Genomic DNA, 12,994 nt, shown 5'->3' on the forward strand with positions numbered 1-12,994 from the left:
ATGCCGGCCGTGCGAATCGAAGAGCGGATGACCCTGCCGGTCGCGACGCGCCGGCTGCCGGTTAGGAGTTCGCCTGCCCCGAGCGAGATCCACTGGCGGCGCTACGCTGTCGCGGGCTACGCGCTCATCGCCGCGACCTTCGGCGTCGGCGGCCTCTGGGCGGCACTCGCGCGCCTCGACCGCGCCGTCATCGGTCCGGGTGTCGTCGTCGTGGAGGGCAACCGCAAGGTGGTCCAGCACCTGGAGGGCGGCATCGTTCAGGAGGTCTTGGTCCGCGACGGGCAGAGCGTCCGAACGGGCGATGTCCTCCTACGCGTCGATCCCCTGCAGTCGCGCGCGAGCGCGGACCTGCTGCGCGGCCAGCTCGACGCCGCCCTGATCCTGGAGGCCCGCCTGCGCGCCGAGCAGGACCAGACCACCGATCTCGAACTCCCCCCCGAGATCGCCGCGCGCCGCAGCGAGGACACGGTCGCCCGCATGATCGGCGACCAGGCCAGCCAGCTCTCGGAGCGTCGGGCCTCCTTCGGAGCTCAACTCGCTCTCATCGAGAGCAGGGTCACGCAGTTCAGGACCGAGATCTCGGGGCTTGTGGTTGAGAAGTCGTCGGTCGAGCGACAGGTCGCACTGATCAACGAGGAACTGGCGGGCCTGCGGAGCCTGCGCGAGAAGAACCTCATCCCCGTCACGCGCGTGCTTCTCATGGAGCGCGAGCGCACGCGCCTCGAGGGCGTGATCGGGCGGTCCGTGGCCGAGACCGCGAAGGCGCAGAACGGCATCGGCGAGGCCCGGATGCAGGCCACGCAGCTCCGCCAGAAGCTTCAGGAGACCCTGACCGCCCAGTTGCTGGAAATTCGCCAAAAGGTGACCGAGCTGCGCGAGAAGCTAGTCGTCGCGCAGGACGTGTTGCGCCGGCACGTGGTGCGGGCCTCGCACGAGGGGGTCGTCCAGGGTCTGAAGGTTTACACAATCGGTCAGGTCATCCGATCGGGAGAGCCGTTGATGGAGATCGTCCCGACGAACGATAGGCTCGTGATCAGCGTCCAGTTCGCTCCGAACGACCTCGAAGCCGTCCAGGCTGGCATGCGGGCCGAGATCAAGTTCCCCGCCTTCCAGACCCGGCGGATGCCGGCCATCTTCGGAACGCTCACGACGGTCTCGCGCGATCGCCTGATCGATGAAGCGACCAGACAGCCCTACTTCGCCGGGACCGTCGAGATCGACGAGCGCCAGCTACCGGAGGCGGTGCGACCGCGCCTCCACGCCGGCCTGCCAGCCGAGATCGTCGTCTCGGCCGGCGAACGCACGGCCCTCGACTATCTCGTCGCGCCGTTCTTTGACGCCCTGGGGCGCGGCTTCCATGAGCGGTAGCGGTGTCGGGTGCATGGCGAGCACGGAAGGGAGATCCGGATGAGTGAGGTGCTCTCGTTTCCGCCGCCCACTACGGCGGCCCGGCGCGGCTGGTCGCAGCAGGAACTCGCGGAATTCTACCGGGTCGAGGCCGCTCTGGTCCGGGCCGGGCTGCCGATCGACAGCGAGCAGGGTCTCAGCGACGAGGCGGAGCCGTGGTTCGTCTTCTGCCGGCCGGACGGCGCTCCCATCATGCATTTCGCGCGGATCGGCGGACGCTACCTAGTCGCCTCCGAGGTGCTGGACGGCCCCCTGTGGGGCGACGATTTCCGCGGCCTCATCAACCAAGTTGCGCTGCGCCATCCCGAGCTTCTGCCAATCAGGCAGGGTGGCGACGGCACGCGGATCACCGTTCATCCTGCCGCCCTGCTCGCGGCGCTGGTGGCTGCCGCGACCGTGATCCTGTCATCCGAGGATGCCGAGGCCGCCGAGTTGGGCAACGCCGCGGCGCTCGCGCCCGTCGGCCGGCTCGAACAGGCTCCCCAACCGCGTCCGGGAGGCTCAGCCGGCCCGGCCGAGGCGGACGAGCGCGACAGCTACCGCAAGCAACTCGAGGCGCTCGTCGTCTCGGCCATGATCTTCGCCGCCTTCGCGGCGGAGGAGGCGGAGTCGCGAGGCGGGCTCGAGGCGCTCGTCGATCCGCAGGCGCGTGCCGCGAAGGCGCAAGATATCCCGCTCGATGCAGACTCGTCTGCGTCGCCGGATGGTGCGGTCCACAGGGCCGGCCCTGGCGCGCCGCATGTGCAGGGATCGGCCGGCGCGGTACCCGCCGGCTCCGGCTCGGCCGTACAGCCGGGTGCGGCGGCCGGTTCCCGGCCCGTAGGCGCCGAAGTCGCGCCGGACGGTCCCGAGAAGGCGGCACCCGCACAAGGCGGCCCGCTCACGGCGGAGCCGAACGGCCACGCCGTTTTCCGGTCCGGCGAGGCGGGCCCGTCCCGCGCCGCGGGGTCACCCGCATCTGTGGAGCCGGGTCTGGAGCGGAGCGCGGCATCGTCCAGCGCCGCGAGTCTGGGGGACGCGGCGGGCGTCCCCCGCACGGGCGCTGACGACGCGGCGGTGCAGAGCCAGCCGCGGAGCGTCGCGCATGCGGCCGAGGACGCAGTCTCTGGCGGTCCGGTTCGGATCGAGCGCGCCCTTCATCGCAATGCGGACAAGGGCGCGATCGAGGCCGATGAGGCGGGCCGTGGCGCGGCCAAGGGTGCCGATGGGGCTAGGGGCATCGAGGGGAGCAAGGGTATCAGGGGGGAGAGGGGTACCGACGGTGACGCGACTTCAGCCGACGGCCATTCCGGGAGGGTGCACGCAGAGCGCCCAGGCGAGGCATCTGGCGGAGCCGACCCCGGCCGCCGCGAGAGCGACGGCGATCTCGGCCGGGCGGGCGACAGAAGTGACGCCCCTGGCGGTCCGGCAGAATCCCGCGGGCATCACTCAGTGGCGTCGGCCGAGGTACCCGCCGCGCAGCCGGATGCCGTCTCTCGGGACGGTCGGGGGGATTCCCGACCCGCCAGTGGCGGCGATACGTCCGATCTGGGTGAACATGGCTCGAGAGAAGCAGGCGCCCCGGTGGAGACCGCATCCACCTCCCACTCCTGGACGCAGGCTGGGACGCAGGAGTCCGATGCCCATCCTGCGAAGGGCGCCGAGTCTTCGGGCAAGGCTGCGGGCGGGGCCGAGCCGGCCGCCGGGCGCGGCTCGGACGCGCCCGGTTCCGGAGAGCATGGCGCGGCGAAGGCGGCCGCTGCCGTCCCGGCGCACGCGGAGGGCGGTCCCAGCGCGGCGACCCATTCGCCGGCCTCCGAGTCCGGACACGACGGCAACGTTCCCCGCCAGCTCGGCGGCGGCGACAAGCTCGTCCCGGCCGGGCACGGCGAGGCGCGATCGGGTGCTTCGGGCGAAGCTGCATCCACCTCACACCCGCACGACGGACCGGCGCAGGCGGGCGAAGCCTCGAGCGCCGAGGCGCAGGGCCGCGGCGCCCACGGACACGGCCAGACGACCGGCCTCGGTACGGACAGCGCGATTCCGGAATCGCGCGACGCCGCGAGCCTGGGCGCCGCGGGCAAGGCCGCAGCCGCGTCCCATCTCGATGACCCGCCTCTCGTCGTGAACCGAAAGTCGGTCGCCGCGACCCCGGATCCTGATGCGGGACACGGCAGGACTGCCGACGGCGCCGGGCCCGGTCCGCAGCGAGATGCTGCGACGCACGCCCCTGCCGCGCCGCATGCGACCACGCCGCAAGCCGACGACGCGTCAGTGCAGCCTCGAAACGCCGGCGCGGCCATCAGTCAGGGCCCGGGAAAGGTGCTCGCGGCGAACGTCGATGCGCACGGCAACATCGTGTTCTCATCCGATCCCGGGCATGACTCGGCTCCGGCACCGGGCCATGTGCAGGCGCACGATGGCGCGCATGCCGAGGTCGGTCTGGTCGGGCTGGCAGATCACCCCGGGCAGATGCACCACCTCGATCTCCACGGGTGACCGCCCTCCCGCGCTGGGTCTCCCATCTACAGCGTGGCGGCCACGGCTCCCGCTCGTCTAGAACGATCGCCTGATCAGGCCGGATGGGAAGCCCGGACAGGTCCAGGTACCCCCGCCGTCCTGGCGCGTGAGCGGCGTGCCGCAGACGGCCATGATGGCGGACAGGCCCTCGGCGCAGCTCTCGGCGTCGGCAAGCGTCATGAACCCGTCGCGGCGATAGGCGGTACCCGAAGCCGAGATGGCCACGACCGCGAACCGCCCGTCCGGGCAGTCGACGATGCTGTAGGTCACAGGTCTTCGCATCAACTCGGCCACCCTCCCACGGAGCCTCTGCGCAAACGCCAAAGTGACAGGGAACGATCCCCCACCCCATGGGGGTTAGATGTTCACTGTACGACCGGAACGCTGGGTCCTATCTTCGCAGGCGGACTCGGCAGACGTGAGTTGATGGACATGCTGATAGCAGGCGGCCTTGGTCAGGATCACCCGAGCAACCGAAGCCTCTCCGCATCCCTTCCCATGCCCGCGGCCCTGCTGGATCATCTCGGCATCCAGCTGCGGACGGCCTACGAGGCGCTCTGTGAAGCTCGGCCGCCCGAACGGATGATGGCTCTCATCGCGCAACTCGACGCCGCGTTGCCCCATCGAGAGGACGAGGCCCTGGCTTTCAAGAATGGGCTCGTCGAGGCGATCCCAGCCTTACGCGGCTTCGCGATGTCGCTTGTCGCAGATTCAGCACGCGCCGACGACCTCGTGCAGGAGACTGTGCTCAAGGCGTGGACCAAACAGGAGCAGTTCGTGGCCGGCACGAACCTGAAGGCGTGGCTCTGCACGATCCTGCGCAACCAATTCTTCAGCGACTGCCGGAGGCACAAGCGCGAGGTCGAGGACGCGGACGGCGCTCTTGCGGCGCAGCTGATCACGCCCGCGGTCCAGGAACATGGCATGGACCTGCAGAAGGTGCTTGCGGCGATGGCCAGGCTGCCTGCCAGGCAGCGCGAGGCGCTGCTCCTCGTCGGGGCGCAGGGCATGACCTACGAGGCGGCCGCCGCCGTGATGGGCTGCCAGACTGGGACCATGAAGAGCCGTGTCAGCCGCGCCCGAGCGTTCCTTGCGGAGGCTCTGGGGGATGCCAAGCCATCGCCGTCGGTGCGCGACGTCCTTCACGGTCGCGGAACGATCCACACCGACCAGCGACCCGCGCAACCGCTCGCCACCTGAGTGTCTGAGAGGGCAGCTTCCGTGGCTGGCTCTCCGTCCATTGGAGGCCGAGATGCGATCTGTCGCAGCTGCGCGACGGGTATCCTGACCACGGGGGTAACCTCCTGGGGTAGGCCGGCCAGCGTGCGGCGCGGCGCCCGCAGCCTTGAGCCGCCTGAAGGCTCGTGGATCGGACAGCCGTTGAAGCGCATGTGCTGGTCGACGGCGTCGACCCGGCTGGTCTCCCAGCTGTCCTGTCGGCCGATCCGGATGGTGACCACCGTCTGGAAGGGCGCCACGCCCCTCTCCCAGACCACGGTGGGATCCTCGACAGGCTGGCGCTCTAGATCGCCGCAGAGCTGAACCCCGAACGTCCACGTCCCGTCCAGATCGGCCATCTCGGCTCGGACCGTCTCGGGGATCACGTCCGGGCGACCCGAGGCATCGATCTCGCTGCCGGTCATGCCCGTCAGGCGGGGAGAGTCCGGCGCAATCGAGAACTTGGCGATGTCGTCCCGTACTGGAACGGCGTGACGCTGTAATAGGTCTCGCTGAACGTCGACCGTTTGCAGCGCCTTCTTGATGCCGCGCAGCACCGTGGAGACAGCGACCTTCAGGCCCTCGACCCTGTCCGTCGTCCCGGCGCGCAGGTTCAGGCTGCGCAGAAAAGTTCTTGCATCCGGCGCCTGCAGTACCGGGCCGTTAATCATGATGAGTTCTGCGTGGTGCCCTCCGCGTCGGGCAGGCCCTCGCCGGGAACGTCCAGGCCCTTCAGCGCGCGGCCGCGCGGCAGCGAGACCGCATCGGGCAGGATGCCGCCCGCATTCGTCGACAGGCGCAGGAGTACCCGGCGCTCACCGGGCTTGGCGAACTGAGGCCATGCGTAAGTTCGGGGGGCAGGCCGGCCTCGACCGTCCGCGTGCCCTTCAGAAAGCCCTGCGCCTTCGCGCGCACCGATCACACCGCGCGGCCGGTATCCGTCGAGACTCGCTCCAGGATGGCATCGAAGGTCTTGCTCAACTGCTCGATCGTCTCCCCCCTCGTCGGGTTTCACGTCCTCGACAACCGGAGTGAAACGGACGTGCGCCTGCAGGGTCATCGTGACCTTCGTGGATCGCTCTCGGGCTGGAACTCGGGACAAACTGGCCGCATTGGTCGCCGTTCCGAGCGGTAGCGTGACCAAATCTCCGCGATGTGCTGGGGATGAACGCCTTCTGGCTGCGCCCTGGGCGAGCGTTTCAGACATGCGGCCAAGCATACCGGACGGGGATTTCCCGTCCTGGATCGAGCCGTGGCGTCACCCAAGCTCGCCGGTCCTCCGTGAAGCCCGATGTGCGCGTGCGTATCGATCACTGTCTTGTGATGGATTGATTCGGAACGTGGGTCACGTAAACAACTTGAGCGCCCGCCAACTGTAGAGCTCCCGTTTGCCGCGGGGCGGAGAAATAGGCGCCGGAGCTTTCTGCATGCAGAGCGGATATTGGCAGGACGGTCATCGACAGGACGGCCTCCCCGTTCTCTTAAAGCTGGTCGGTGTCCGGTCCGCTCGCCACAGCTGCGGAGTAGGGCGAGGATGAGCGAGCGCACCGAAATCCTTGTCTTCGCCCATGTCGGCGACCTCCATCTGACCGATCCGCGCGCTCGGAACGCCGTCGACTACGAGGCCATCCTCAGCGAGATTGACGAGACCAGCGGACTCGATTTCGTCTTCCTGCCCGGTGACAATGCCGATCACGGCCGGCCGGAAGAGTACGCGCTCGTCCGCGCCGGGCTCCGAGGCCTGCGCCTGCCGGCTCACGTCATCACCGGCGACCACGACATGGAGGGTGGCAGCCTCGACGCCTTCTATGCCGGCCTCGGCGCGGAGAGGCTGCCCTACGCCGTCACGGTCTCGGGCACGCGCTGCCTGTTCCTCGACATGTGCGGCATGGGCACGGGCGGACTGGACTTCCGGCTTGGGTCCGACCAGATCGCCTGGCTCGAACGGGAGCTGGCCGAGGCTGAGGCGGAGGCGCGGATCTGCGCCCTGTTCATGCACAGCTATCCGGCGGACCTGAAGGCCGAGGGCGAGGCGGCCCGGATTGCCGAGATGGTCCATCGCGGGCCGGTCCGGCTCGTCGAGATGGGCCATACCCACTACAACGAACTCGCCAATGATGGCCGCACCGTCTATGCGGCCTGCCGGTCGACCGGGCAGATCGAGGAGGGCCCGGTCGGCTATGCCGTCGCCGCTCTCGACCGCGGCACTGTCGCGTGGCGCTTCAAGGAGGTCGGCCGGTCCTGGCCCTTCGTTCTGATCACCACCCCCTCCGACCGGCGGCTTGCCCATGCGCACGATCGCCCCGTCGCGGGTGACACGGAGATCCGCGCCGTCGTGCTCGGGTCGACCGAGATCGTCGAGTGCGTCTGCTGCATCGATGAGGGTTCCTGGCATCCGATGCTCCGCGGCGCGGATGAGCGCTGTTACCGGGCCCGCATCGCTTGGCCGCCGGGCGCGCGGCGGATCGCGGTGCGCGCCCGGGACATGGCGGGTGGTCTCGACGAGGATGTCGTCGAACCGGCGAGCACGGGTGCGGAACCCCTGATATCGAGGGGAATCGGCAGCGACGCTGACGCTGTCGGGCCCTGGCCGGAGAAGGGCCTGCTCGGCACCCAGCTCGGCCCGAACCGGAACGGGCGGCAGTGGTAGGCGGCGCCTCGGACCCAATCCCCTAGCAGACCCAGAGAAGGAAGCTCGACGCCGATGGGCGCGCTCACCCTGACCCCGAACGTCGCGACATGGAGCATCGCCGCGCTGGCGACTCTCGGCGTGATCCTCCGTCCCTTCGCGTGGCCCGAGGCGATCTGGGCAACCTTGGGCGCCGTGCTCCTGGTCGTGCTCGGGCTGATGCCCTGGTCGGTCGCCCTCGACGGCGTGGCCAAGGGCACCGATGTCTACCTGTTCCTCGTCGGCATGATGCTGCTCTCGGAGGTGGCCCGGAAGGAGGGGCTGTTCGACTGGCTCGCCGCCCATGCAGTGCGGGCCGCGCAGGGCTCGGCGACGCGGCTGTTCACGCTCGTCTATCTGGTCGGCACGGTGGTGACGGTGTTCCTCTCGAACGACGCTTGCGCCGTCGTCCTGACGCCAGCCGTTTTCGCCGCCACGAAGGCGGCCGGGGTGAAGCAGCCGCTGCCCTACCTTTTCATCTGCGCCTTCATCGCCAACGCGGCGAGCTTCGTCTTGCCGATCTCGAATCCGGCCAACCTCGTCGTCTTCGCCGAGCACATGCCGCCGCTGGGCCGATGGCTCGCAACCTTCACCCTGCCTTCGGTCCTCGCGATCGTCGCGACGTACCTCGTCCTGCGCCTGACGCAGAACGGCTCCCTGCAGACCGAGACGGTCGCGACCGACGTCGACACACCGGCTCTCGGACGGGGCGGCCTCATCGCCGCCTGTGGGATCGTCGCCACCGGAGCGGCCCTGATCGGCGCCTCGGCTGCCGGGATCGAGCTCGGCCTACCGACTTTCGTTGCCGGTCTCGCCACGACTTTTGTCGTGTTGCTGATCAACCGCGGTGGCGTCGTCGAGGTCGCCCGTGACGTGTCCTGGAGCGTGCTGCCGCTGGTTGCCGGGCTGTTCGTCCTGGTTGAGGCCCTGGAAAAGACCGGGGTGCTGGGGATGCTCGCCGACTTGCTCAAACGCGCCGCGGACAGCGATCCCGCCGCGACCGCCTGGGCAGGGAGCGCCCTCGTCGCCTTCGGCTCGAACCTCGTCAACAACCTGCCGGCGGGGCTGCTGGCCGGGGCCGCCGTGCAGTCCGCACACGCCCCGGAGACGGTGGCAGGCGCGATCCTGATCGGCGTCGATCTCGGACCCAATCTCTCGGTCACGGGATCGCTCGCCACGATCCTCTGGCTGACGGCGATCCGGCGTGAGGGCCAGGACGTGTCCGCTTGGGGTTTCCTGAAGCTCGGGATGCTCGTGATGCCGCCGGCTCTCGTCCTGGCGCTCGGCGCCCTGATCCTCGTCTGATCCCGCCCTCGCCGACCCGGAGACGTACCCTCGTGACTGCCGCGCTGCTCTATCCCTTCATCATCGTGGCCGGCGCACTCCAGGCGCTCGGCAACTCTATGAACGCGCAGCTGCGCGGGCATCTGGTCAACCCGTTCCTGGCTGCATCTGTCTCGTTCCTGCCGATCGTCTTCGTCTTCGCGACGCTGTTCCTGGTGATGCCGACGCCGCTGCCGAGCCTCGACAGCCTCGCCTCCATGCCCTGGTACGCGCCGTTGGGCGGCGTGGCCGGGGCCGTGGCTGTGTTCGGCGGCCTGGCCTTCGTCGACAAGGTCGGCGCCGGCCCGTTCAACGGACTGACGCTGACGGCCAACATCCTGACCTCGCTGGCGATGGATTCGCTCGGCCTGTTCGGTCTGCCTGGAGGCGGGTTCAAGCCGATGCCCTGGCTCGGCGGCCTGCTCATGGCCATCGGCGTCACCTTCATCGCGCGGGTCACGCCCAACACGGGAGAGAAATCGGGCGCGAAGGAGGAAGGGCACGGCCTGAACCCGAGGCTGCTCTATCCCTTCATCGTCGTCGCGGGCGCCCTCCAGGCGATCGGTGTCGTCTGGAACGCGCAGCTGCGCGGCGCGCTGGTCAATCCCTGGCTCGCAGCCATGGTCTCGTTCCTGCCGGTGGTGTTCGTGTTCGTGCTGGTCTTCCTGCTGCGCCCGAAGCCGCTGCCGCAACGGGCGGATGTCGAAGGGGTGCGCTGGTGGATGCCCCTGGCTGGCCTCACCGGAGCGGTCGCGGTGTTCGCGGGCCTGCTCTTCGTGGACAAGGTCGGCGCGGGCGCCTTCAACGGCCTGCTGATTACCGCCAACCTCCTCACCTCGGTGGCACTGGATCATTTCGGCTGGGTCGGCATGAAGCAGGTGCGGGCCGGCGCGTCGCGGCTCGGCGGGGCCGCCCTTATGGTGGCCGGGATCGTCCTGATATCCGTGTTCTGATGACGTGGGCTCCGTCGCGGTCGAGGTGTTCCGAGCCTCCGCGGACGAGCCATCCATCCCCGCCATGGCTGGAGGTGCGAGCGGCGTCGAGCAAGATCGGCCGCTCGCAGGCAGCGATGCCAGATCTGCAGTGGAAAGCCCGAACAGCGCAATGTTGCCATATGGCAACACACGGGCTGCGCGTCGCAGGTCCGGCGGAAGGCCGAGTCCGTGCGGTCGCGTCCGAGCTTGAGTGTTTGCAGAAGAAACACAACGGCTTGCTACAGTCCCAAGCATTTATCTTGTAATAATTATGAAGTGGTGAGCTCGTTTTGCCTTCAGAAGCAACTTGATTGGTCGGCCATGAAGTGTTTGACCTGCCATACGACGCGCTGGAGGTGAGTGGGCCGGCCCTATGCAGCCGATATCGATCGATGCGCTGCATCGTAGCGAGAGTGTCAAGCTCCGGCGCTTCCTGCTGCGCCTGCTCGGAAATTCGGCCGACGCCGCCGACGCTCATCAAGAGACCTACCTGCGCATGCTCGCGGCCCTGTCGCGCACGCAGGTCGAGCAGCCTTCGGCCTTCCTGTTCCAGATCGCGAACAACGTCGCCCTCCGGATGCGCAACCGGCAGCGGTTCGAGAGTACGCTGTTCCGGACCCTGAGCGAGGCGGAGTTGGAGGGCATCGCCGACGGCTATGCGCTGCCGGAACGTCAGGCCATTGCGCGGCAGGAGCTGAGGCGGCTCGCGGCGGCCGTGGATGGACTGCCGCCTCGGTGCCGCGAGGTGTTCCTCCTCGTCCGGATCGACGGCCTCGCGAACGGGGAGGTCGCAGCCCGTCTGGGCGTCAGCCGGAACATGGTCGAGAAGCACCTCATCAAGGCCCTTCTCCACTGCCGTCGCGGGTTCGGCGATCGCCGATGAGGGATGACGTCAGGCGTTCGGCGTCTCGTTGATCCTAGATCATGGGTTACACGGTTCGGTCGCCCGAACCCTGGTGCGGCCTCAAGGGGATGAGAGTGGCCGACAGCGCCGACAGCGATGCGACCAGCCCGCAGCATGCGGGCGACGAGGACCCGGTCTACGAGGTCGCCGCGGGCTGGGTCGCGCGGCTCTCGTCGCCCGACGCGACGGAAAGTGACCGCGAGGCCTTCGAGGTCTGGCGCTCCTCCGATCCGGGTCACGAAACGGCCTATGCCGAGATGGATGCGCTGTGGCGCAAGCTCGGCAACGTTCCCGATCCTCGGCAGCGCCGCCGGACCGCGAAGCGTCTGGCCGGTATCGCTGCCGTAGCCTTTCTCTGCGCCGGGCTCGCCCATCAACTCGGCCTTTTGGACCGGATGCGGGCTGACCTCTGGAGCGGCGTCGGCGAGATCACGCACGCGACCCTCGCCGACGGTAGCCGCATCGATCTCAACACCGACACAGCCCTCGCCCTGCACTTCGACGAGACCGGGCGCGAGGTCGAGCTCCTGCGCGGTGAGGCCTTCTTCGACGTTGCGCCCGACCCGCGGCGTCCGTTCGTGGTCCGTGGGAATGGCTTGAGCGCTCGGGCGCTTGGGACCCGCTTCTCCGTGCGCGTCGATGGGGCGGAGCGGCCCGTGGACGTCGCCGAGGGACGCGTCGAGGTGATGGCGGCTGGCGGGTCCCTGCAGGTCTCAGCGGGCGAGGCGGTCCGGCTCTCGGACGGGGAGCGCCCGTCCGTCATCCGGGCGGATTCGGGGCGGAGCGCGGGGTGGCGGGAGGGCCGCCTCGTCTTCTCTGGCGAGCGGCTGTCTACCGTCCTGGCGGAACTGGGGCGCTACCGTCGCGGCCGCATCGTCCTGCTCGATCCCGGTGTGGGCGAGCGGCGCGTTACCGGGGTTTTCGACCCGCGCAACACGGACGACGCCCTCGACGTGATCGCCGCTACGATGGGGGTGCGCGTCACCCGTCTGCCGCCCTTCCTTGCCCTGGTCGGGTCGCCCCTGTGAAACGGGCGAGAAAACGTCGCGCTCCGACGTCAGGAGATCGCCGCCTCGTTGATCTCAGTGGGTAAGGGCGAGAGAGCGCGAAGCGCGCCGCCCCTTCGAGCAGACGGATGGGGTGCGGGATGGCGGTGCGGAGGCGTGGGTATGCCGGCAACGGGCGACGAGCGAATTTCGCCCTGACGGGCGTTTCGGTGCTGGCGATGGTTCCGGTCGCCGCTCAGAGCCAGGATACAGGCAGCCCCTCGGACGCGGTCTCTCGCAGACCGAGCATCATCGCGATCGCGCCGGCCCCCGTAGTCGCCCAGGAGGGGGGGCAGGTCGCCCTGTCGATCGCGCAGGGTCCGCTCGAGCCGGCCCTGGTCGCCTTCACCGAGCAGGCCCGGGTGAGGCTCGTCTACGCGACCGCGCTGACGGAGAGGCTGATGACGCGAGGCGTCGAGGGGGCTTACCAGCCCCTCGACGCGCTCGGCCGCCTCCTCGACGGCACGGGCCTGACCTACCGGGCGGTCGGCCCCTCCACGATCACGCTCGTCAATCCGCGCTACGTCCAGCTCGGCGGGGATCCGACACACGCCGTGACCCTCGACGAGTTGAGCGTGGAGGGCCAGCGCACGGCCCCGGGCACGCTCGCGGCCCTGCCGCCGGCGAGCGGCACGGTGGGGCAGCCGCCTGTACCCTACGCGGGCGGCCAGGTCGGAACGGGCACGCGCGTCGGCTTCCTGGGCAATCGCTCGGTCCTGCAGACGCCCTTCAACGTGACGGGCTATACCGAGAAGCTGATCAACGACCAGCAGGCGCGCTCGCTCTCGGATGTCGTGCTGAACAACCCGTCCGTGCGTAACGACGCCCCGCCGTTCAGCGAGCGCGATTCCTACTTCATTCGCGGCTTCTCGGTCACCAACCTCGACACCGCGTTCGACGGCCTGTTCTACCTCGCCAACCCGCGCCGAACCTTCACGGAGGGGCTGGAGCGCGT

12 protein-coding genes are annotated in these 12,994 nt (G+C 69.1%); 9 read left to right on the plus strand and 3 right to left on the minus strand.

Annotated features, from left to right (window positions below; translation table 11 throughout):
* Positions 1 to 27: 27 nt before the first annotated feature.
* Together MFF54_RS08880 and MFF54_RS08885 are read left to right on the plus strand one after the other, a co-directional pair.
* On the plus strand, positions 28 to 1,368 hold the full coding sequence (locus tag MFF54_RS08880; protein ID WP_238302242.1) for an HlyD family type I secretion periplasmic adaptor subunit: 1,341 nt from the start codon (positions 28 to 30) through the stop codon (positions 1,366 to 1,368).
* Between the two features lie 39 nt (positions 1,369 to 1,407).
* Complete coding sequence (locus tag MFF54_RS08885) at positions 1,408 to 3,885, plus strand: hypothetical protein (RefSeq protein ID WP_238302243.1); 2,478 nt, start codon at positions 1,408 to 1,410, stop codon at positions 3,883 to 3,885.
* 57 nt (positions 3,886 to 3,942) lie between these two features.
* Here the strand turns inward: MFF54_RS08885 and MFF54_RS08890 are convergent, their stop codons facing one another.
* On the minus strand, positions 3,943 to 4,188 hold the full coding sequence (locus MFF54_RS08890; RefSeq protein WP_238302244.1) for a hypothetical protein: 246 nt from the start codon (positions 4,186 to 4,188) through the stop codon (positions 3,943 to 3,945).
* Positions 4,189 to 4,338: 150 nt separating this feature from the next.
* Here MFF54_RS08890 and MFF54_RS08895 point away from each other — a divergent pair, with 150 nt between their 5' ends.
* Positions 4,339 to 5,106 carry a sigma-70 family RNA polymerase sigma factor gene (locus MFF54_RS08895; protein WP_238302256.1) on the plus strand — a complete coding sequence of 256 codons (768 nt, stop codon included), beginning with the start codon at positions 4,339 to 4,341 and terminating at the stop codon, positions 5,104 to 5,106.
* Here MFF54_RS08895 and MFF54_RS08900 read toward each other — a convergent pair.
* Positions 5,049 to 5,795 carry a catalase family protein gene (locus MFF54_RS08900; protein ID WP_238302245.1) on the minus strand — a complete coding sequence of 249 codons (747 nt, stop codon included), beginning with the start codon at positions 5,793 to 5,795 and terminating at the stop codon, positions 5,049 to 5,051. The two genes, MFF54_RS08895 and MFF54_RS08900, sit on opposite strands and share 58 nt — an antisense overlap.
* On the minus strand, positions 5,792 to 6,184 hold the full coding sequence (locus MFF54_RS08905) for a hypothetical protein (RefSeq protein WP_238302246.1): 393 nt from the start codon (positions 6,182 to 6,184) through the stop codon (positions 5,792 to 5,794). Before MFF54_RS08905 ends, MFF54_RS08900 begins: the two co-directional genes overlap by 4 nt.
* Before the next feature lie 474 nt (positions 6,185 to 6,658).
* On the opposite strand from MFF54_RS08905, the gene MFF54_RS08910 reads away from it, so the two are divergent.
* The 6 genes from MFF54_RS08910 to MFF54_RS08935 form a co-directional block, all read left to right on the plus strand.
* Positions 6,659 to 7,774: a metallophosphoesterase family protein gene (locus tag MFF54_RS08910; protein WP_238302247.1), complete on the plus strand. Its 1,116-nt coding sequence runs from the start codon at positions 6,659 to 6,661 to the stop codon at positions 7,772 to 7,774.
* 54 nt (positions 7,775 to 7,828) lie between these two features.
* On the plus strand, positions 7,829 to 9,097 hold the full coding sequence (locus MFF54_RS08915; RefSeq protein WP_238302248.1) for an arsenic transporter: 1,269 nt from the start codon (positions 7,829 to 7,831) through the stop codon (positions 9,095 to 9,097).
* Between the two features lie 32 nt (positions 9,098 to 9,129).
* The gene (locus tag MFF54_RS08920; RefSeq protein ID WP_238302249.1) at positions 9,130 to 10,068 is read left to right on the plus strand and encodes a DMT family transporter; all 939 of its coding nucleotides are present in this window, start codon (positions 9,130 to 9,132) and stop codon (positions 10,066 to 10,068) included.
* A gap of 394 nt (positions 10,069 to 10,462) precedes the next feature.
* Entirely contained in the window at positions 10,463 to 10,972 is a 510-nt protein-coding gene (locus MFF54_RS08925) for an RNA polymerase sigma factor (protein WP_238302250.1), read from the plus strand.
* A gap of 89 nt (positions 10,973 to 11,061) precedes the next feature.
* Positions 11,062 to 12,021, plus strand: a complete 960-nt coding sequence (locus MFF54_RS08930) for a FecR family protein (protein ID WP_370880144.1) — start codon at positions 11,062 to 11,064, stop codon at positions 12,019 to 12,021.
* 119 nt (positions 12,022 to 12,140) lie between these two features.
* The coding region (locus tag MFF54_RS08935; protein WP_238302252.1) for an STN domain-containing protein at positions 12,141 to 12,994 on the plus strand (854 nt) is incomplete at its 3' end.

The organism is Methylobacterium gregans (genome assembly GCF_022179245.1).
GTDB lineage: Bacteria > Pseudomonadota > Alphaproteobacteria > Rhizobiales > Beijerinckiaceae > Methylobacterium > Methylobacterium gregans.